This window comes from Alteromonas sp. ABV4_150 (assembly GCF_056311745.1).
This window is the reverse complement of record NZ_CM149971.1, coordinates 460,942-481,713: the sequence shown is the minus strand read 5'-3', so window position 1 is coordinate 481,713 and position 20,772 is coordinate 460,942. Positions and strand designations below refer to the sequence as shown.

Sequence of the window (20,772 nt, the reverse complement as noted above, 5' to 3'; positions counted from 1 at the left end):
AATAACAAAAGTGAGCAGCATAAAGCGGGTTTTCTTCCTAAGCGGAAGTTATTTAAAACTGAGATAGCACTTAGAATCAGCTAATGCAGCATCTAACATGGTCGGTAATAATCGAGTATTATCAGTAAAACGATTTGCGACTGGGTAGATCTATGCCTCCTAATAATGATAATAAAAGTGAGATAAAAGGATGATTTCAGATGTAGGCTATGGATTAAATAGTCTGGCGCACCTAGCTCTTTTATTGTTGCTGCTAACAGTACGAAAACCAGGCGTAGCCAAGCATTTACTCGTACTAGCGACCGCTACCACTTTTTTATGGTCAACCAGTTTAATCACCTCGCTTTTTGGCCCCATTTCTCTTAGCTGGCTACTCAGTATTGATGTCGTTAAACAGCTGGCTTGGCTTCTGTTTCTGTCTGCTTGTATTCAAACCAATTTCAGTAATATTGCTGCTGTATTAAAACGCCCAATTACGCTGATTATCATTGCCCCAGCGCTTATTGCGCTTTTTGCACCCTATTTATTGGCAATTAACCCAGCGTGGAGTTTTCTTGTTTTAATAATACTTTCTTTAGAAGTTCTGGTGCTTTTAGAGGTCGTTTACCGGCAAGCAGGAAGAGAGCAATGGACCTTTAAACCGCTTATTATTTATCTTGGCGCTACCAACTTATTCGAGTTTGTGACTTATGCCAACGCGACCATGGTCAATCAGGTGGAAATTGGTTACATCGCCGCGCGAGGTTATATCTACTTTCTACTTATGCCCTTACTGGTGATATCAATTCGTCGTATCCATCACTGGGGGATAGATATATTTATATCCCGTGATGTGGTTTTACACAGTTCATTACTGCTAGTGGCAGGCGGTTATCTCTTCGTTATGGCTGTGGTGGGCTATGCCATTAATTATGTGGGTGGAAACTGGGGCGCTACCGTGCAAATTATCCTCGTGGTGATGTCATTTGCTTTGTTAGCCACTGTGTTTTTGTCAAATGCTTTTCGTACCAAGATCAAAGTTTTTATAACTAAACACTTTTTTGCCAATCAGTTCGACTATCGCGTTGAGTGGGTTAAATTAACTCAATGGCTAACTCGGACTGGCGATTCGACCTCCGATGTTTATCACGCAGGGCTAACGGGTATGCTAAACGCTATTCAATATGAATCGGGCATGCTCTTTAAAGTGAATGCAAATGGTTATGAACGTTTGGCCGAAGCATCCCCTATACCAAGTACAATCAACGAAGCAAAAGGCAGTGCTACTTGCGCTACGCTAGAAACCTTGGCGAAATACAGTGATAAAAACGGTTGGATAATCGATACGGATGCTTATCTGGTCAAGCCATTTGATTATGACGGGCTTAAACTAGACCGAGACGCTTTAAAAGAGTGGGGCTACCAGCTCTTTGTACCTTTTTTGAAAGACGGCGGTTTATGGGGATTTGCTGTACTTGCGCCAGGTGATAAGGAGAAAATAAGCCTTAATTGGGAAGTTAAAGACTACCTTACTGCGGTATCTGAACAAGTGGGTACCTATATGCAGCATCATGAGGCAGCACAAGTTGTGGCTGAAAATGCACAGTTCGCTGCGTTCAATCGCATGTCTGCCTTTGTACTACATGATTTAAAAAATGTACTTGCGCAAGTTGACCTTATTTTAGCGAACGCTCAACAGCACAAGCACAATCCTGAGTTTATCGACGATACATTCGAAACCTTAGAGCATACTAAAGCTAGAATGGAGAAAATGCTCAAGCAACTCACTGATAAAAAAGCGGTGCAAGAAGGGGTTGATGCTGAGCTTTTACTGTCAGATATTGCTAAAGATGTGGTGGGCAGCCGTTGTCTGAGTTTGAAACCTATTCCAAAAGTGCATGTGCTGCAAGAAACTGCCGTTATGGTTGATAAAGAAAAAGTAGCCAATGTTTTTTATCATTTAATTAGTAACGCACAACAGGCCACGGGCGATGATGGTGAGGTTGATGTGGTGATTACTGCCAATTCCGACAGTAATACCCAGCTTGTTATGATAGAAGATACCGGCGAGGGTATGGAAAAAAGCTTTATCGAAGAGCGTTTATTTAAACCTTTTGATACCACAAAAGGGAATGCCGGTATGGGAATCGGCGCTTACGACGCGAAAACCTATATTGAGTCTATTGGTGGTAAACTAACGGTGCAAAGTGAACCAGGACGGGGTAGCTGTTTTACGCTGCATTTTCCGATAGGATAGAATAAACAACTAGAAAGTGGATCTTTACGTGACAAAATCCACATTCCTTGGACGGATGAAGTAGATGAATAGGATGATGAAATGACCGATACCATTTTGGTAGTAGATGATGATTTAGGTATTCAAAAGCAGCTTAAATGGAGCCTCACGGATTACAATGTTGTTTTTGCTGACGATCATACTTCTGCCATTGCTCAGCTGCGTCGTTTTGAACCTAAAGTGGTTACTTTAGATTTGGGGCTTCCACCCGACCCTGCAAATGCCTCTGAAGGTTTGCGAATTCTTCACGACATCATCAAGCTGGCACCGAGAACAAAGGTCATAGTGGTCACGGGTAACAGTGATAAGCAAAATGCGCTTAAAGCAATTGATTTCGGTGCGTACGATTTTTATCAAAAACCAATCGATTCAGACACAATAAAACTACTCGTTAATCGGGCATTGAATCTGTCGAAATTAGAACACGAGAACAGCATTTTAGCGCGAACGCGTTCTGGAATGTCTAGGATAGTTGGCAACAGCGAAGCCATTCAAAAAGTGGTGCGCCGCGCCGAGAAGATTGCAAATACCGATATTAGCACGCTACTGCTCGGTGAAAGTGGCACGGGTAAAGAAGTGTTTGCACGAAGTATCCATGAACACAGCCCAAGAAAAGATAAACCTTTTGTGGCCATTAACTGTGCTTCTATTCCAGAAAATCTGCTTGAAAGTGAATTATTCGGATATGAAAAAGGCGCGTTCACTGGCGCCAATAAAACCACCATAGGTAAAATTGAAACAGCACAGGGTGGTACGCTATTTCTAGATGAAATTGGTGATATGCCTATTGGTTTACAAGCTAAAATGCTTCGTTTCTTGCAAGAGAGAGTGATTGAACGGGTTGGTGGGCGCAATGAAATTCACGTTGATATACGCGTTATCTGTGCGACTCACCGAGATTTACAATCCATGGTAGCGCAAGAAACCTTTAGAGAAGATTTATATTATCGGGTGGGTGAAATGCCCATTGTGATCCCGCCATTGCGTGAACGAGACCAAGATATCATTCTGCTGGCCCGTACCTTCTTGAACATTTACCGCGAAGAGTTTAAAGCTAAAGCTAAGAGCTTCTCTGAAACCGCTGTTAATGCCATGCTGGCTCATAAGTGGCCAGGTAACATTCGCGAAATGCAAAACAAGCTCAAGTCAGCTGTGATCATGGCCGAAGGTACGGTCATACAACCGGATGACTTAGGGCTAATGCCAGTAGATGCCCATGATGAGCCTGAAACATTAAACTTACGTGAAGTGAGAGAAATAGCTGAAAGTCGCGCTATAAGAAGAGCCTATCAAAAAGCGGACAAAAACATGTCGAAAACTGCTGAGCTGCTTGGCGTTACGCGGCCAACACTTTATTCGTTAATTGATAAGTATCACATGGAAGATATTAAAAATAGTGACTAAACGGTTGTTGTAATAGCTTTAGGCACTAACGCGAAAAGGGCGAGATGCTTCTCACCCTTTCTATTTACGTTACTGAACATGGGGATGCATAGTTAGCTATCCTATATTTTTACTCAGGCTGAAATAAGTCAAATTGGGCTCACCTGAACACGAACGTTCTAGAGGACGAATTGGCGGTGGGGCTCGGCCAAGACGTCGTGACCACTAAAGGTTAAATCAAGTAGCACTTTATTTGGACTTATTTCCACACATATCACGCTACCACAGACGTTGCATACATGGTGCGTTTCGCCGTTTGCTTCATGTAACTCTGCTAACGCAGAAGGCGCGCAGTCAATAATGAGCCTCTCTTTTTCAACCGCCATACTTAGTTTACTCGTATCAGTCTGTGTGAGCGTTTCATTGTCGGCTTCCAGCTCATCAATATGTTCAATTTCATATTGAATGGCTTGGCAACTGCAGCTTCCTCTATACATGTCTCGTTTCCTCTACTGCTATTTATCGAGGGTGTCTGGCCACTTAATACTGGCTACGTTATTAAAAGACGTCGCAATTCTTGAACCAGGAAAGTTGAATTTAGTATCTAACAAGGTTGGGTGCGCTCTCTGTGTTTGTAGCGTTTCTATAACCCCCACCCAGCCATTTCTTCCTGACAGTTTAGTCGCATAGAGAGCATAATCTACAACAGCAAATGTGCGCTTCCACGCGGTATCAAAATCATCCTCCTTATCTGGGGGGAGAAGTGAAAAACCAATGCTACAAGTAATGTAGATAGGTTCATCCAAACCTATATCGAAAGACGTGCGAGCCACCATTTCCCGACAGCGCTCTGCAAGGTCTGGCAGTTCTTCTCTGTTTGATTGTCGACACACTACTAAGAATTCTTCGCCGCCCCAACGAATAATGAGGTCGGTCTGCCTAAATACCTCTTTTAGGATGCTGGCAAATGCCGACAACACCTTATCCCCTGCCATGTGTCCATAATCGTCGTTAATACGTTTAAAGTGATCGATATCAATAAGAAGGCACAGCAAGTCCTGTTTAGACTTATCGGTATTTGGGTTTTGTTTTGCTGAAAACTGACTGCGTCTAATTTCGCCTGGAAGCTGTGACTCAAGATAGTGTCTGTTATACAAGCCGGTCAGAGGGTCACGTAAGCTTACTTCTTCCAGAGTTTTGTAGGCCTGCTCTAACTCTTGGTTTTTCTCTTGTAGTGTTAGCGTTTGTTGTCTAACTTCGCGGCGCAGAATAATAGTTTGTTGGCGCTGTTTATAACGACTCCAAACTAAAAATGTCAGCAGCAACGCTGCCAGAGACACGCTCCAAAACAAGGTGGTTTGTAAATTTTCACGCTCTGCTTGGGCAAGTACAAGTTGCTTCGACTCTTCTAATTTTTCCAGCGTACGGGACTGACGCACTAGCTCTATTTCAGCCTGCAGCCCCTCAATGGCCGACTTGTTTTCTGAATTGAGTAAAACTTCACGAAGCTGCTGAATAACCGATTGAACATCTAAGGCCTTTTTAAACTCCCCCAAGGATACAAAAGCACTCAGCTGTAACGAAAGGAAGCTCAACTGCCCACGAACGTCTCTATTCTTGCGCGCGGTAATAGTACCCGTTCGCGCTTCTGCGAGGGCCAGGTCAAAATTCTGTTCTTTCATATAGGCTTGAGTAAGTGCGAGTCGTCCCTCTTTCATCAATTTTTCCTGCCCTGATGAATTTGCGAACTGCATAGCTTCTTGTAATAGTTTTCTACCTTTAGCGAGGTCGCCATTTTCTACTAACGCTTTTCCCATAAGCATTTTTGCTTGAACAATGGCACCGACGTCATTAGTAGCAAGCAGAAGAGTAAGGCCTTCGTTTATGGTTACTATTGCTTGCTCAATGGCACCGGATTTTAATGACAATTCGCCCATACGGGTTTTTATCAAACCAAGTAGTTTAGGCGTTCCCGTGCTTTGGATACTGTCGAATGCGTCTTGGTAGTAGGTATGGGCCATCGAAGACTGGTTAAGTAAACTATAAACTTCACCGATGCGAAGAAGGGAGAAGCTCATTTCGTTAGCCATGTTGTTTTCGCGAAAGTAACGTAGGGCTTGCTTAAGCGGCTCTAATGCCGTCTCTATTTTGTCTTGCTCCTGTTGAATTATTCCTAATTCAAGGTTCAAGCGTGCTTTTAAGAGGTCATCATTTTCAATTTGCGCGATAGACATAGCGCGCCTGATATAGGTTAATGCGCTCTTATAATTCGTCAAATAACGCTCGGAAGTAGCGAGATGCAGTAGCGTCGATGCCATTTCATTGAGACGTCCTTCAAAGGTATAGCGTTCTAAAGCAGCATTAAAAACGGCTTTTGATACTTCAAAGCGAGATGCGCTTTGTAGTAGCTGACCCAAGGATGTAAAGGTATCAGCAGGCATCTGCTGTTGTTGCAAAGCTTGTTCTAATAGCAATAGCGCTGCGCTGTCCGCATCCGCATATTGTTTGGCGTCCAGCAGGTTTTCAATCCGTGTAACTTCAGAACGAAATAGCTCGAATGCCTTTGCTGATTTATTCAGTGTAAGACATACAGCAAACATTAGGGCACACACCAGCACATGCACTGTGCTTAATCCTCCACGGCCCATTCTCTTGCATCTCCTATACGCTGTCAGAATATGTTACTGCTAAGTATCTCAGCAGGCTGTCGCCCGAGCAACACTAATATTTTGAAGGATAAAACGAACCTTGTGCGTATTTGGATTTATACTTTAGTCTAATTTTTGCTGTTTTCTACAATCCACTCGCGAATAAGCGCTGACTTTGCTTTTCCTGTCCTTTGGGAAATATCCGCTAATGTCTCAATACATTGCGGGGTCAACGTGAAGGTCGCGTGACGCATTCCTACCGCTTTCGCAGGTTTTCTAATTGGTATTAGACTTTTTTCGTAAACAGGTTTAACGCTGGCTTTTTTTGCCAGTTTTTCTCGTTTATCAATTTTACCTTGCGCGTAAAGCAGCGCATCATCGATGAATTCTTCTATCGAGCGAAGATTGGGCTTAGCTAACGGCTTCGACTTTTTGAGGTTGAGTAAACTCATAAGCATCCTCCATCTTACCTGCTAATAGCTCTTCAAATAGCGTTCTAATTTCTGTCGCTGCTTTACCCTCAGGTTCACTTTCAATTACAGATTGTCCTGACTCTTCAGAGTCGTCATACATGTTTCTGCTAAAAGTGACTGCATTTAAAACAGGGATGCCAAAAGAGCGACACACTTCTTTGGCCTCTAGAATTCGGTTAGCTAAACTAGGGAGAGAAGGACACTGAGTGATAACAAAGGCCGCGTTCATTTTGGGGTTAACCATCTTACATGTAGATAGTATATCTTCCATGTGAGGCACGGTTTTAAGGTCGCGACGCTTCGGTCTAAGTGGAATAAGGATATGATCTGCAACCGCCATCGAAGAGCGCAATGCAAGGTTATCTTGACCGCCACAATCTATCACTACGTAATCGTAGTATTGTCGTAAACTGAGTAACTCATTACGTATTTTGCCATATAACTGAACACAGTTAATTTCAGCCAGACGAGGGTTTGCTTTGCGTTCTTGGATCCAATCTGAAGTCGTTCGCTGCGGGTCACAGTCGACCATTAATACCTTGGCACCTTTTTCAGTGCGAAGATACACCGCAATGTTCTGTGCCAGGCAACTCTTTCCGCTACCGCCTTTTTCTCCACCAACTAAAATAATCATGGTGATAACCCTCGAATATCGCTTTACGTTAAAATGTTGAGCGTTACAGGAACCGTCTCTGATAACATGGCTCTCTCCAACCTCGCCTAAAAGCATAGGCAGGCTACAAGCGAGGTTCAGCATCAAAATCGATATTAACGAATGTAAGACAATACCTATTGATTTGTAGCAGAACTCATTCTAGTCTTTTAGCGATAGATGAAAATTAACAGTAAAAATTACCGATAAGAGGTTGTTATGTCAGAAAGTCGCTTCACTTCCAAAGAAGGCCAAAAAGTACCTAGCGTTTCATTTCCGTGCAGAGAAGGTGAGACGTGGGTAACGAAAACGACAGATGAATTATTTTCTGGCAAAAATGTCGTGGTGTTCTCACTTCCAGGTGCTTTTACACCAACCTGTTCTTCTACCCACTTGCCTCGCTATAACGCTTTAGCGAAAAAGTTTGCGAAACACGGCATTGATGAGATTGTTTGTGTATCGGTAAACGATACTTTTGTTATGAATGCATGGGCCGCAGATCAAGAAGCCGCTAACATAACCGTTATTCCCGACGGTAACGGAGAATTTACCGATGGCATGGGTATGCTAGTCGATAAAGCGGATTTGGGTTTCGGCAAAAGAAGTTGGCGTTACTCGATGCTAGTGAAAGATGGCGTTGTGGACAAAATGTTTATCGAGCCAGATGTTCCTGGAGACCCGTTTGAAGTGTCAGATGCAGATACTATGCTGGCTTACATTGCGCCAGAGGAACAAACCAATGCACCGGTATCTATTATCACAAAACCTGGTTGCCCTTTCTGCGCTAAAGCTAAACAGCTGCTTGATGAAAAAGGCTACGAGTACGAAGAAATCGTGTTGGGCAAAGATGCATCACTAACCAGCTTAACGGCGATTAGCGGTCGTGAAACTGTGCCGCAGGTGTTTATAGGTGGTAAACATATCGGTGGTTCTGACGATCTAGAGGTTTACTTTAGCTAACGTAATATACGTATTTATCGTCACAAGAAACGGGAGCATGGTAAACTGCTCCCGTTTTTTATTAATTATCCGTAGCGGAGAATAATAGTGTCATCGAAGTTTTTTGTAAAAATGCTCATAGGTATTGTTGCGCTTTTAGGTGTAAATATGGCTATAGCCGCAAATTTATCTATACCCGATACGAGCGAAATGAAAAGCAGAAGTTTTTCAGACCTTCAAAATCAGTTCAAAGCATTTTACGAAAAAGAGTGGGGCCAAACCCAGCCGTGTAGAGAAACGGCACTCAATCGTTTTTCGGTATGCAGCAACGTATTGCGCAATGAAGGCAATTCGCCTTTCATGCTGATCAACAAATCAAGCAGCAAGGTGGCAGTGCTTATCCACGGCTTAAGCGACTCACCTTTCTTTATGCGTGAAATCGCCAACATCTTATTTGAACAGGGTTTTACTGTAGTCGTGCCGCTTCTACCTGGGCATGGTAAACGGGATGCCAATGATGATATGTCTGACTGGGATTTAGCTGAACGCTGGCAGGCACACGTTGATGAAATCATCGATTTAGCCGATAGCATGGGTGACACTCTACTTGTGGGTGGTTTTTCTACAGGCGGTGCACTGACGGTTGAGCACTATCTTGATGAAGCTAGTAATGATGTAAACAACATCGACGGTTTAATGTTATTTTCTGGTGCCCTAGCCCTGTCTGACAATGCAGAAAGTATGTCTCGAATTTGGGGCATTAAACTTTTAGCCAGAATTATTGATGGAAGTTATCAAACCCATGGTCCAAACCCTTATAAATACCCCAACGTGGCGGGGTTAGCTGGATTGGAATTGATGGACTTAATTAACACTATTCGCGACAAAGTCGAGGAAGGACAGCAAATTGAAGTGCCACTATTTGCCGCTCACTCTCAAGCTGATGTAACCACGCCAATTCGCGGCATAGAGCAGTTAATGGAAGCAAGTAAAGGTCCGAACACTTTTTTCGTAATCGATGAATCCTACGGGTTGTGCCACGCCGATTTAGTCGTGAATACGAGCTTGCTAAATAAAATGAATTTCAACGCAAGCATGGTTAATCAGCGAGAAGAATGTGCGGTACCTAAAGCAAATCCACTGTTCTCAACCATGGGCTTGATGTTGAAAGATTATTTGTCGCAGTTTGAATAAGTTTTTAAGCGTGATGAAACACTCCCTTGCCTTTACTGCTCGGTGACATCACGCTATTATTTGAGTGAATTTTAAGTCGATACAGCAATATTCTGAGTACAGTATTTGAAAACGTTTCGGATTGGTTTAACGCTTAATCGGTATAAATCGGCGAATGCAAATTCGAGGGTTCTTATACTGTTTTTAATGATGGCCCTTGTGTCGTCAGGTAGCGCTGTATCTATTGAACATTCATACGAACATGCTCATTCGGTGTCGGCGATGACACCGCAATCTAATTCACCTCATGCTAAGCATCAAGTTCAATCCTCTGAGTCTGCTAATACACATTGTCAGCACCACGAGTTGTCATCACAACATGCGAATTTAAGTGCTGAAAACAGCATGAGCGAGCCTGCCCAAGTCGATGGCGTCCGCGTCAGCGAGGCAGGTGTGAATAGCGTGAATACATCGCAGATGAGCGACATGTCTTGCTGCAAGGATGAATGTAATTGCCCTGCCGATCATTGCTTTAACCTTAGCGCAACTGCGCTTATACAGCCTACAGTCGAGACGGAAATAACGGTAGCCAGAATGGCTGCCATTGCGCCTATTCTGGGGCAGAGTACACCTCCTCACTTCGGGCAGTTTCGCCCACCTAAATCACTTATCACAGCATAGATCTATCCAGCGGATTTGCTTTGCCGCAAAGACGTTTTTGATTCAACGAGGTGTCTTTTCGTTTAGAGATATCTCTGATCTTTTATCTATGTAACGCGTGGTAAGTGGTTTTGCTAATTCTCTTTGTCGAATTTAGCGAAAAGCATGCAACGTCACCACGCCTTACAACTGAAAAGTGATGTTATACATGAGTAACTATTCGGTACCTAAAAAAATGGGCACTGCCAAGCATAATAAAATAAGGGCCTCGTTCGCTCTATTTTTTGTGCTTTCTTTATTTTTGATGGCTAATAATCCTGTTGTGGCTCAGACCCTAAGCCTGGAGCAAGCGCTGCAACTAACTATTCAAAACGACCCTTTACTCAAAGGGAATGTGCATCGCAAGGCTCGTTTTAATGCAGAAGCCGAGGCGTCATCATATTGGGCAAACCCTCAGGTTTCAGCGTCTGTACAAAACTTGCCTACCGATGGCTTCGCGTTTGACCAAGAGCCTATGACGCAATTAAAAGTTGGTGTGAAGCAGCAGTTACCGCGAGGCAATGAAAACCTCTACAGCCAGCAAAAGTATCAGGTTATGGCTGATCAAATGTCGGTAGAAAGCCAAGCTAGAAAGGCGTGGCTTAAACGTGAAGTTACCCTTACTTGGTTAGATTGGGTTTACGCTACGCATCGTATTGATTTATTGGATAAAGAAAAGTCATTGCTTACACAACTACTCGATTTTACTGACTCCAGATACAGTCAAGGCGTTGGTGCAGCGGCGCAGCAAGACATACTGCAAGTGCGCTTGGCATTGTTGTCACTAGACGACAAATATGTGCAGGCCTACCAGCAAAAAAATGAAGCGAGATCGGCACTTTCAAAATGGTTTGGTGCGCCGCTAGATGACTCTGTAAGCGCGCCCTTGACTCAATCAACACAAGCGTTAAAGCCAAAGCTCATCGAAGTCGATGCCATTTTAAACGGCAGCAACCTCAGCCTTTCTTCGTTCTTAACGGTTATTGAGAGCAGTGAGCCTTTTTCAATACTACAGCATCATCCTGAGGCTATGCTCCTTCAAATTCAGACCCAGATAGAAGCGCAAAATGTGAACATAGCGCGAGAGCAAACCAAGTCCCAGTGGGCATTTGAAGCAAGTTATGGATACAGACAAGACGCGCAAATTGGCGCAAGCCGAGCTGACTTTGTGTCATTGGGTGTTCAAGTAGACCTTCCGTTTTTCAATAAATCTCGTCAAGACGCTTCAATAGCCGCTGCGGCTTCCAAAATGAGTGCGTCTGAAACGGACTTCCGATTGAAAGTGAACGAGCTTGCCGCGAACGCAGAGGTGCTTAAATCACGCTTGTCAGCGCTAAGTGAGCGCAAAGCGCTTTATGAAACGGCGTTAGTTGGTGAAACACAGCAACTTTCTGCAGCTGAACTGACAGCTTATACCACGGATACCGGCGATATCGATGATGTTGTTAGTGCCAACCTCAAGCAAGTAGAAGTGCAGGAGAATCTACTTAAAATTGAAGTCGAACGAGCCAAAACGCTTGCTTCGCTTGCTTATTTGTACTTGCCCACTCACGCCTATTTTTCGAATAAAGAGTAGTTAATATGACATCTTCAACTAACCCTGCTCCAGATACAAAAAGCACGCTAATAAAGGGCTTGCTAATAGGTCTGCTATTTGGCGGCTTGTTAGCGTTCGGCTTGGCCTCACTATTGTTGTCTGATTCATCAAAACACGGAAATGGCGAAAGTGCACACAGCGGAGTCAGTGCCCACAGCGAAGTAAACACTCACAGCGACGAAGCTGACAATAAAGCCCCTTTATATTGGGTAGCGCCTATGGACGACAGCTATCGCCGTGACAAACCGGGAAAGTCACCGATGGGAATGGATTTGGTGCCGGTATACGCCAATGACGAAGCAACATCTGCAAAAAGTAATGAGCGTACGCCTGGTACCGTAATGATTCCGCCAAATGTACAGCACAATATAGGTGTTAAAGTCGCGCCGGTTACCATTGGAGCACTTCAACAGACTGTAATGGCGGTGGGTAACGTTGCCTACGATGAAGAGAGTATTATGCACATCCACCCTAGAGTATCAGGTTGGGTCGACAGGCTTTTCATTAAATCCCAAGGTGAGCAAGTTGAAAAAGGGCAGGCACTTTATACCCTGTATTCGCCAGAATTAGTTAGCGCACAAGAAGAATTCGTTCTAGCCCTTAGACGAGGAGACGCACGTTTAATTGAAGGCGCAGCCGAGCGCTTAAAAACTCTGGGGTTATCAAAGGGCGTTATTGAAGCGTTGCAAAAAACTAGACGAGTAACACAAACCGTCACATTTAACGCGCCGCAAAGCGGTGTGGTAGAAGCGCTGAATATCAGGGAAGGATTTTACGTTCAGCCCGGGACAACCTTGATGAGCATCGCACAGCTGGATACGGTGTGGGTGATTGCTGAGGTACCTGAAAAATACGCGCAAATCATAGCGCCTCATAATAGCGCTGTGGTTACCCTAGACGAAATGGACCATGGGTCCGATGCTAAATGGGAAAGCCACGTAGAGTATATTTATCCGTCTTTGTCAGAAACAACGCGAACCCTGAAAGTACGCATACCGCTAAACAATAACACCCACACGTTAAAGCCCAATATGTTTGCCCACATTGGAATAAAGCCTACTCAACGCAAGGCGGCATTACTGGTTCCTCGCAGTGCCGTTATTCGCACGGCTGAGGGCGCAAAAGTGGTACTCAGTGATGGCGATGGCAACTTTAAATCGGTACGCGTAACGCTGGGGCAAAGCGATAGTACACATTTTGAAGTCGTCGAAGGCTTGCTGCCAGAGGATGATGTGGTGGTATCAGCACAATTTTTGATTGATTCAGAGTCGTCGAAAAGCAGTGACTTCAAGCGAATGAAAGCGCCCGATCATCAGGCCACGACAACAGGTACTATTGAGACAATTGAATTGACGGCTGACACCGAAACGAATGGAGCTTCGAATAACGCAAAGTTAGTAATCGCTCGCGGGCCGATTGAAAAATGGGGGCGGGGACCTGCGACAATGTCATTTGCGGTATCAAATCATATTGACTTATCTCAGTTCAAAGAAGGTGACAACATCATGTTCACCTTTGTGACTGGCGAAGAATTCACGGTTATCGATATGCGTAAACATAGTGAACATGCAATGGACAAGGGCATGGTGCATGACTCAGGTTACAGTAATCATAAAAATGACTCGGGCAACCTGAAGGGCGATGGAGAGCAAAGCGATGCTCACGAGTCCACGGTTCGTAAGTCAATGGCTCATAAATCTATGGAGCATAAATCAATAGAGCATAAGTCGGCAGAACAAAAATCGATAAATCATAAGGAGCATATGCACCATGATTGAATCGGTAATTCGCTGGTCGGTAAACAATAGAATACTGGTATTGCTTAGCGCTATTATGCTCAGTATTGCGGGTGTCTGGGCGGTGAAAAACACGCCTGTTGACGCTATCCCTGATTTGTCCGATGTCCAAGTTATTGTGAAAGTCAGCTATCCGGGCCAGTCGCCACAAGTGGTGGAAGATCAGGTGACGTTTCCTCTCACCTCTGCGCTAATGTCAGTGCCTGGCGCACAGACGGTGCGAGGGTATTCATTTTTCGGCGATGCCTACGTGTATATTATCTTTGATGACGATACAGACATCTACTGGGCTCGAAGCCGCGTTCTGGAATACCTAAGCCAGGCGTCTTCGCAACTTCCAGAAGGCGTGACACCCCAGCTAGGTCCAGATGCGACAGGGGTAGGTTGGGTTTACATTTATGCGTTGGAAAACGATGCTAGTCAGCCAAATGCGCTAGATGCTGGTGAGTTAAGGGCGTTTCAAGACTGGTTCTTAAAGTTTGAGCTTCAGTCAGTTGAAGGCGTATCTGAAGTTGCGTCTGTTGGAGGGATGGTTAAACAATACCAAGTTATTGTCGACCCTGAAAAATTACGTGCCTATAACATTCAGCCATCCATGATAGACATTGCCCTTAAACGGGGTAACCGCGCGTCAGGCGCTTCGGTTATTGAAATGGCCGAGGCAGAGTACATGGTTAGTGCGCAAAGCTATATTCAGGGCATTGACGACATACTGGCGTTGCCCACAGGCGTTATCAAGGACGGCGTTAGCATAACGATCAACGATGTAGCTCAAGTGGTAGAAAGCCCGTTGATGCGCCGCGGTATTGCTGAACTAAACGGGAATGGCGAAACCGTGGGTGGCATTATAGTGATGCGCTATGGTGAAAACGCAAAATCCACTATCGATGCGGTTAAAGCTAAGCTGGATTCACTAAAAGCGAGCTTGCCGGAAGGGGTGAACATAGTCCCCGTTTACGACCGCTCCACCCTTATTGATAAGTCCGTCGATACCCTCAACAATAAGCTAGTGGAGGAATTGCTGGTTGTTGGTTTGGTATGCGCTATCTTCTTGTTTCACATACGTTCATCTATGGTTGCGCTAATCAGTTTGCCTATTGGTATTCTCGCTGCCTTTATCGTAATGAAGCTGCAGGGACTTAATGCCAACATCATGTCTTTAGGTGGCATTGCTATCGCTATTGGTGCAATGGTGGATGGCGCTATTGTTGTGGTTGAAAATTTACACAAGCACATTCATCAGCATGCTGCTTCATCAAGTCAGGGTGTTTTAGCTAGTCAGGGGGAGGCAGCAAGTCAGAGTGTTTCAGGGAGTACCCAAACGCGAACATCAATACCAGCCTCTGCGCCAACATCTGCAAAGCTTTCGGCAGCTAAACGTTGGGAACTGGTGATTAAGTCGACCACCGAAGTTGGTCCAGCTTTATTCTTTGCGCTCCTAATTATAACCGTATCCTTTATTCCTGTTTTTGCATTGGAAGCGCAAGAAGGGCGTCTTTTTGCGCCTCTTGCCTTTACCAAAACTTATGCCATGGCAGCCGCTGCGGCGCTGGCAATTACTTTAGTTCCTGTGCTGGCGGGTTATTTTGTACGCGGAAAAATACGATCTGAAGCCCAGAACCCGGTAAATAGAGCTTTAGAGCGCGTATATCGACCATTGCTGACGCGGTTGCTTAACTACCCACGGAGCACCTTGTTGGGAGCATTTTGCTTGTTGCTTTCCATGTACTGGCCGCTAAGTCACCTAGGTAGCGAATTTATGCCCGAACTGGACGAAGGCGATTTGATGTATATGCCTACAACCTATCCGGGTATTTCAGTGGGTAAAGCCAGAGAGCTTTTACAGCAGACGGACAAGCTTATTGCAACCTTGCCCGAGGTTGAAACGGTATTCGGGAAAATTGGACGCGCAGATACGGCCACAGACCCTGCACCATTGACCATGATTGAAACCTTCATTCAGCTTAAACCGAAAGCCCAGTGGAGGGAGGGCATGACCACTGAAAAGCTCAAAGAAGAGCTTAACGCTCTGGTGCAATTTCCTGGGCTGACCAATGCGTGGGTAATGCCAATTAAAACCCGTATCGACATGTTGGCAACCGGGATAAAAACACCTGTTGGGATCAAGATTGCGGGGCCTGACTTAGCAGGCATTGAAGCCATTGGAAAGGATATTGAGATACTGCTTAAAGACCTGCCCAACACAGCATCAGTTTACGCTGAGCGGGTAGTGGGTGGTCGCTACGTTTATATCGATATCGACAGGCAGTTGGCGGCGCGTTACGGCATGACGATAGACGATGTTCACAGTATTCTAGCTTCGGCAGTGGGCGGCAAAGTGGTTACACAAGCAGTAGAAGGGCGTGAGCGTTTTCCTATTGCCATGCGTTTTTTACAGCACTACCGCGATACGCCTGAATCTTTAGCATCCATGCCCTTCGTCACGCCAAGTGGTGTTCACATTACCCTTGGCGATGTGGCAACTGTGCGTATTGACGACGGGCCGGCTGGGATTAAAAGCGAAAATGCCCGATTAAATGGCTGGGTATACATTGATATCTCGTCAGACTCGGCCACAGGTATTGACTTAGGGGGCTATGTAGATAGCGCGAAACGTCATTTGTCACAGAACCTTGATTTACCCACTGGATACTCTATTACGTGGGCGGGGCAGTTTGCTTATCTTGAGCGCGCGAAAGCAAAACTGTCGCTGGTTATACCGCTAACGTTAGCCATTATCTGCCTTTTGCTTTATCTGGCATTTAAACGCCTTCGCGATGTGGCGCTCATACTAGCTACCTTGCCGTTGGCGCTGGTGGGCAGTGTATGGTTGCTTTACCTGCTTAACTTTAATCTATCGGTGGCGGTAGGCGTAGGGTTTATTGCCTTAGCAGGTGTAGCGGTAGAAATAGGCGTTATCATGCTGGTCTATCTAAACCAATATGTATCAGAAGCACTTTCTATGCACGCAACAGAAAGTGGCAACATTAAAAAAGATGAGCTTGTGAAAAAGGCTATTGTCCATGCTGCATCTGCAAGACTTCGCCCTGTAATGATGACATCGCTTTCTATTATTGTGGGCTTATTACCTGTTCTTTATGCCACTGGAACCGGAAGTGAGGTGATGCAGCGCATTGCGGCGCCTATGGTAGGCGGTATGGCGAGTGCACTGGTATTAACGCTGTTGGTATTGCCAAGCGCGTTTTACTTAATTGTGTCACGCAAAAAATAATGGAATTGAAAGTGCAAGATTGAAAGTGCAGTAGAATAGATAAAGCATGGGGAAGCGATAACACGCTTCCCTACGCTTCGTTTTTAAAGCGCTGCGCGACTAGTGCGCTGCCGCCTGATCTTCCGCATATTCTTCAACTTGTTGCCAAACGCGCAAAAGGTTTCCGCTCAATATCTTTTCAATGTCGCTACGGCTATAACCTCTATCCAGCAATCCTTGTACTAGGTTTGGAAAACTCGCCACGTCTTTAAGGCCAATGGGTAATGAGTCACCTACACCGTCATAGTCTGAACCAATACCTACATGATCAACACCAATCAGTTTTACCACGTGATCGATATGGTTAAGCACTTCGTCTAGGGTTGAATAAGGGTATGGCACTTCTTTGCGATAATTCTCTTCAAAGTTCTCTAGCTTAGGGCTGTCTTCGCCTTCTTTTTCAACCAAGGCTTTGCGTGCTGCAGTAAGGCCACTACGCCACTTGCCAGCTTCTTTAGATACAAAACTAGAACCAAAGTTAATCATAATCACACCGCCATTTTCGCCGAGTTTTTTGATCATCTCGTCGTCCATGTTGCGCTCAAAACCGGGGGTAAAACGGCGCAGTGAAGAGTGTGATGCTATGACTGGCACCTTTGTTAACTCAATAACTTGGTAAAAGGCGTCGTCAGACACATGGGAAATATCCAGCATAATGCCGATGTTGTTCATTTCGCCCACTAAGGTTTTGCCAAACGGGCTTAGGCCTTTCCATTTTCTACGCAGGTCATACGAAGAGTCAGAAATGTGGTTGGCTTGACTATGAGCAAGAGTAATGTAGCGGATCCCGCGCTCGTAAAAATCCGTTAGATTCGCCAAGTCACCTTGAATAGGAGAACCATTTTCCATGCCCATTGGCAGAGAAATTAACCCTTTTTCAAATTGGGCTTTTACATCAGAAGGGCTTTTAGCAATGGCAAATTTATCAGGTGCACGGGCAACAATGGCTTCTACTGAGTCGATGAGCTCATGGGCAAGCTGCGTAGATTCTGGAGAGTTGTCTAAACTAGCAGGCACGTAAATACTCATAAAAGGGGCGTTCAAGCCACCAGATACTGCACGCGGATAATCAAAGTCTCCACCCTCGGTGGCTTTAGTGACATCAACCCACTTTTCCTTTACGCGATAGGGTACGTCGATGTGACCATCAACAATAATAGTTTCTTGTGCGATCTTGATAGCTTTTTCAGATGCTGAATAAGTAGAGGTCTCAGCAAGTACAGAGTGTGAAGCAAAAAGCGCAGAGATAAGTAATGCGCAAGATGAGAGTGGGAAGCGCCCCTTCATAGAAAATCCTTATTTTGTTTTTTTGTCGCTTAGGTCAACAACCGCTAACTAAGTAGCAATACGAGACTAAAGGATAATGCACACCGCGACAATAGACTTTTACTTGCTATGCATTTACCTCAGATTGAACACGTACATCCCTAAATTAGTCGATATTGCTCAATTTTAGAGCGCTTGTGCTTGTTTACTTCAAGTTTACATTGCAATAAAAATTTAAAACTTGTTATGGTGAAGACTGCGTGACTTCATTGCGCGAATACGGGATACTCCCAAGCGCTCCGCTAATTATCGATGACATATATGCATCAATGCGGCCGACGTAATTTTTTAGTGGCACCCGCTCTTCTCACACAATCAAGCCGGGGCCACAGCTAACAAGTATGAGAAATAAATATGGCTATTAATTTTGTACCGCTAGATAAAGAAAAGCATAAAGACCTAAAGGTTGCGGTAAATACATCTTTCAGCTTTGCTAAAAATACACATCTAGCAGCGGCGACTATCCGTGAATTCGCACAACTGGCTGCAACAATGCCGCTAGTGTTTATTGAAGACACTACGTCTAAGCGTCACCACGTTGTGACTATGCTTGGTATGGAGCAAGGTCAAAACCTTTTCCTAACAGGCGATAGCTGGAGAGGCCCTCACGTTCCAATGAACATCCTTCGCTATCCGTTTGACGTACGTCCAGACGGCGACAAGCTTGGGGTTTACATTGATGAAAATTCTGATCTTATCTCTGACGAAGGTCAGCCTCTGTTTACTGATGCCGGTGAAGCTAGTGAGTTTCTTGAAAACCGTCAAAAATTCCTAGCAGACTTAGCGAATAGCGAAATGCTGACACAGCGTTTTGTAGCCAAAGTTGTTGAGCTAGACCTACTTGATCCTATTCAAATTCGCCTTACTTACCAAGACGGTAAGCAGCGCAATGTTACTGGCATGATGAGCATTAACGAGAAGAAACTTCTTGAACTACCTGAAGAGCAAGTACTTGAGCTACATAAACAGGGCTTCCTAGGTGCAATTTATGCGGTAATGATGTCAGTTGGTCAGCTTAATCGTCTTGTTGAGCTTTCAAACAGTACAGATAACCCAATTCGCAACATGCAGCTTTCTGCTGTTAAAGCAGAAGAAGCGCCAGCCGAAGCGGCGCCAAGCGCGTAAACAAGTCTTAAATTTAAAAGTAAAAACCCGCGATTTCGCGGGTTTTTTTATGCCTAAATATAACGTTCAGATTTCGTCAGGTTTCGTTCAGAATCCGTTAAGTTTTAATGCCTTATCTTATGCGTAGTGATTCTACACGTCGTTCCCAACACATTTTTTAAGGACAAAAGACATGAATATTAAATCTAATAAACTTTCAACAACGCTAACCGCACTATCACTTATCACGGCTTCAGCATTTTCAGTTTCAGCAGCACATGCAGCTACACAAAACGAAGTACAAGTTACCGCTGTCGATTTTGAAGGGGTAGATGACAATCTCTACGGTGCTAGATATGTGCGCTACCTTGACGAAGTTAGCGGCAACAGCGGCGCTTACCTTATAAACCCTTATCTACAGCGCGTATCAAGTCTATCTGGTGGGTACGCTAATTTAGACGGTATCGACGTGTTTAATTTAGGTACTACTTTTTATTTCGACGAGACATGGATGCTAGCCATTGAAGGTGCCCATAGTAAATTTGACGACGATTTTGGCGATGAGGATTACACCAATATCGATTTAAAAGTAGGGTTTAACTTATCACGCCAATGGCAAATAGGCGCAGGTGTCATCTATCAGCGTGCCACGTACGACTTTAATGCCGGTGGAGAAAGTTACAGCGAAAGTGAAAATGAAACTTCACCACTCGTATTTACTCGCTACACCACAGTAGGTAATGGGGGAACTGGCTGGGACTTCACCGCCCAGTACATAGCAGACGATGTTGATGTTTTATCAGGAAGTGCGCGTTACTTCTTTAGCCCAGGTTTAAGCCTTGAAGGCAGCTATAGCTACACCAATGCACCAGACGGCTTTGACAATTTAAAAACAGCAGGGGTGGCTTTAGATTACTGGATAAATGAGCAATTCTCAGTATCGGCCAGCTATGAAACCGATATTGATAGCGATATTGAAAGTGATGTAGCGTCGCTTACAGCTTCTTATCGTTTCTAAAGCAATTCAGCCATCAACTATTGATAACTAGCAATAATTAACAATGAACTATCAACTTCGGTTGGTAGTTCATTTTTTGCGTCTATTCCTAGATACTGCTTTTAACCTAACCAACGTATTCAAATTAGATACAAACAGCCGTTCATCGATAAATTTTAAGTTTAATTTTGCCCACCTGAATATGTTTTAATCTTTTTTACGCGCCTAATCATACACTTCCTAAAAATACTGTATATCCAACCAGTTTAATCCCAGTGTTTATGCGGCTTTCACGCCTTTTTTCTACTTGACAGTGGGGATCATTGGTACCTAAACTGTATCTCAGTGGGTAAATGTGGCGAATTGTGGATCAAATCATCATCACTTTGCAGATTAGTACTCAAAAAACAAGAAAACCAAGAGCAAATAATAAAAGGCT

Annotated in this window: 15 protein-coding genes; 10 read left to right on the top strand and 5 right to left on the bottom strand. The window is 44.4% G+C overall.

The features are described from left to right. The first annotated feature begins 190 nt into the window (after nt 1-190). Nucleotides 191-2,236, top strand: coding sequence for an XrtA/PEP-CTERM system histidine kinase PrsK (prsK, locus tag ACYX4M_RS02075; protein WP_476081686.1), 2,046 nt, complete (start codon nt 191-193; stop codon nt 2,234-2,236). An 81-nt stretch (nt 2,237-2,317) separates the two neighbouring features. Further along, nucleotides 2,318-3,679 carry a PEP-CTERM-box response regulator transcription factor gene (gene prsR, locus ACYX4M_RS02070; RefSeq protein WP_476081685.1) on the top strand — a complete coding sequence of 454 codons (1,362 nt, stop codon included), beginning with the start codon at nt 2,318-2,320 and terminating at the stop codon, nt 3,677-3,679. A 158-nt stretch (nt 3,680-3,837) separates the two neighbouring features. On the opposite strand, the gene ACYX4M_RS02065 is transcribed toward prsR, so the two are convergent. From ACYX4M_RS02065 to ACYX4M_RS02050, 4 genes are all read right to left on the bottom strand, one after another. Further along, nucleotides 3,838-4,155, bottom strand: coding sequence for a GFA family protein (locus ACYX4M_RS02065; RefSeq protein ID WP_476081684.1), 318 nt, complete (start codon nt 4,153-4,155; stop codon nt 3,838-3,840). 18 nt (nt 4,156-4,173) lie between these two features. Continuing rightward, a complete protein-coding gene (locus ACYX4M_RS02060; RefSeq protein WP_476081683.1) occupies nt 4,174-6,306 on the bottom strand; it encodes a tetratricopeptide repeat-containing diguanylate cyclase in 2,133 nt (710 codons plus the stop codon). Nucleotides 6,307-6,434: 128 nt separating this feature from the next. Next, nucleotides 6,435-6,758: a replication protein RepA gene (locus ACYX4M_RS02055; protein WP_476081682.1), complete on the bottom strand. Its 324-nt coding sequence runs from the start codon at nt 6,756-6,758 to the stop codon at nt 6,435-6,437. Further along, a complete protein-coding gene (locus ACYX4M_RS02050) occupies nt 6,718-7,413 on the bottom strand; it encodes an AAA family ATPase (RefSeq protein ID WP_476081681.1) in 696 nt (231 codons plus the stop codon). Before ACYX4M_RS02050 ends, ACYX4M_RS02055 begins: the two co-directional genes overlap by 41 nt. Before the next feature lie 237 nt (nt 7,414-7,650). On the opposite strand from ACYX4M_RS02050, the gene ACYX4M_RS02045 reads away from it, so the two are divergent. From ACYX4M_RS02045 to ACYX4M_RS02020, 6 genes are all read left to right on the top strand, one after another. Next, the gene (locus ACYX4M_RS02045) at nt 7,651-8,391 is read left to right on the top strand and encodes a glutathione peroxidase (protein WP_476081680.1); all 741 of its coding nucleotides are present in this window, start codon (nt 7,651-7,653) and stop codon (nt 8,389-8,391) included. 84 nt (nt 8,392-8,475) lie between these two features. Further along, the gene (locus tag ACYX4M_RS02040; protein WP_476082837.1) at nt 8,476-9,564 is read left to right on the top strand and encodes an alpha/beta hydrolase; all 1,089 of its coding nucleotides are present in this window, start codon (nt 8,476-8,478) and stop codon (nt 9,562-9,564) included. Between the two features lie 198 nt (nt 9,565-9,762). Beyond that, a complete protein-coding gene (locus ACYX4M_RS02035) occupies nt 9,763-10,224 on the top strand; it encodes a hypothetical protein (RefSeq protein WP_476081679.1) in 462 nt (153 codons plus the stop codon). Nucleotides 10,225-10,411: 187 nt separating this feature from the next. Further along, on the top strand, nt 10,412-11,818 hold the full coding sequence (locus tag ACYX4M_RS02030; RefSeq protein WP_476081678.1) for a TolC family protein: 1,407 nt from the start codon (nt 10,412-10,414) through the stop codon (nt 11,816-11,818). 5 nt (nt 11,819-11,823) lie between these two features. Continuing rightward, nucleotides 11,824-13,617 (top strand): efflux RND transporter periplasmic adaptor subunit, encoded by a 1,794-nt coding sequence (locus ACYX4M_RS02025; RefSeq protein WP_476081677.1) that lies wholly within the window; start codon nt 11,824-11,826, stop codon nt 13,615-13,617. Beyond that, the gene (locus ACYX4M_RS02020; protein WP_476081676.1) at nt 13,610-16,867 is read left to right on the top strand and encodes an efflux RND transporter permease subunit; all 3,258 of its coding nucleotides are present in this window, start codon (nt 13,610-13,612) and stop codon (nt 16,865-16,867) included. The genes ACYX4M_RS02025 and ACYX4M_RS02020 overlap by 8 nt, the downstream gene beginning before the upstream one ends. Nucleotides 16,868-16,966: 99 nt before the next feature. Here ACYX4M_RS02020 and ACYX4M_RS02015 read toward each other — a convergent pair whose 3' ends face one another. Then, nucleotides 16,967-18,193: a dipeptidase gene (locus ACYX4M_RS02015; RefSeq protein ID WP_476081675.1), complete on the bottom strand. Its 1,227-nt coding sequence runs from the start codon at nt 18,191-18,193 to the stop codon at nt 16,967-16,969. 393 nt (nt 18,194-18,586) lie between these two features. Here ACYX4M_RS02015 and ACYX4M_RS02010 point away from each other — a divergent pair, with 393 nt between their 5' ends. Further along, nucleotides 18,587-19,357 (top strand): SapC family protein, encoded by a 771-nt coding sequence (locus ACYX4M_RS02010; RefSeq protein WP_476081674.1) that lies wholly within the window; start codon nt 18,587-18,589, stop codon nt 19,355-19,357. A gap of 172 nt (nt 19,358-19,529) precedes the next feature. Next, nucleotides 19,530-20,354, top strand: a complete 825-nt coding sequence (locus ACYX4M_RS02005) for a hypothetical protein (RefSeq protein WP_476081673.1) — start codon at nt 19,530-19,532, stop codon at nt 20,352-20,354. The last annotated feature ends 418 nt before the right edge of the window (nt 20,355-20,772 follow it).

Coding starts and splice junctions, on each gene's coding strand:
- ACYX4M_RS02005 (WP_476081673.1), top strand. CDS start 19,530: ATGAATATTAAATCTAATAAACTTTCAACAACGCTAACCGCACTATCA.
- prsR (WP_476081685.1), top strand. CDS start 2,318: ATGACCGATACCATTTTGGTAGTAGATGATGATTTAGGTATTCAAAAG.
- ACYX4M_RS02060 (WP_476081683.1), bottom strand. CDS start 6,306: ATGGGCCGTGGAGGATTAAGCACAGTGCATGTGCTGGTGTGTGCCCTA.
- ACYX4M_RS02030 (WP_476081678.1), top strand. CDS start 10,412: ATGAGTAACTATTCGGTACCTAAAAAAATGGGCACTGCCAAGCATAAT.
- prsK (WP_476081686.1), top strand. CDS start 191: ATGATTTCAGATGTAGGCTATGGATTAAATAGTCTGGCGCACCTAGCT.
- ACYX4M_RS02045 (WP_476081680.1), top strand. CDS start 7,651: ATGTCAGAAAGTCGCTTCACTTCCAAAGAAGGCCAAAAAGTACCTAGC.
- ACYX4M_RS02050 (WP_476081681.1), bottom strand. CDS start 7,413: ATGATTATTTTAGTTGGTGGAGAAAAAGGCGGTAGCGGAAAGAGTTGC.
- ACYX4M_RS02025 (WP_476081677.1), top strand. CDS start 11,824: ATGACATCTTCAACTAACCCTGCTCCAGATACAAAAAGCACGCTAATA.
- ACYX4M_RS02020 (WP_476081676.1), top strand. CDS start 13,610: ATGATTGAATCGGTAATTCGCTGGTCGGTAAACAATAGAATACTGGTA.
- ACYX4M_RS02015 (WP_476081675.1), bottom strand. CDS start 18,193: ATGAAGGGGCGCTTCCCACTCTCATCTTGCGCATTACTTATCTCTGCG.
- ACYX4M_RS02065 (WP_476081684.1), bottom strand. CDS start 4,155: ATGTATAGAGGAAGCTGCAGTTGCCAAGCCATTCAATATGAAATTGAA.
- ACYX4M_RS02010 (WP_476081674.1), top strand. CDS start 18,587: ATGGCTATTAATTTTGTACCGCTAGATAAAGAAAAGCATAAAGACCTA.
- ACYX4M_RS02055 (WP_476081682.1), bottom strand. CDS start 6,758: ATGAGTTTACTCAACCTCAAAAAGTCGAAGCCGTTAGCTAAGCCCAAT.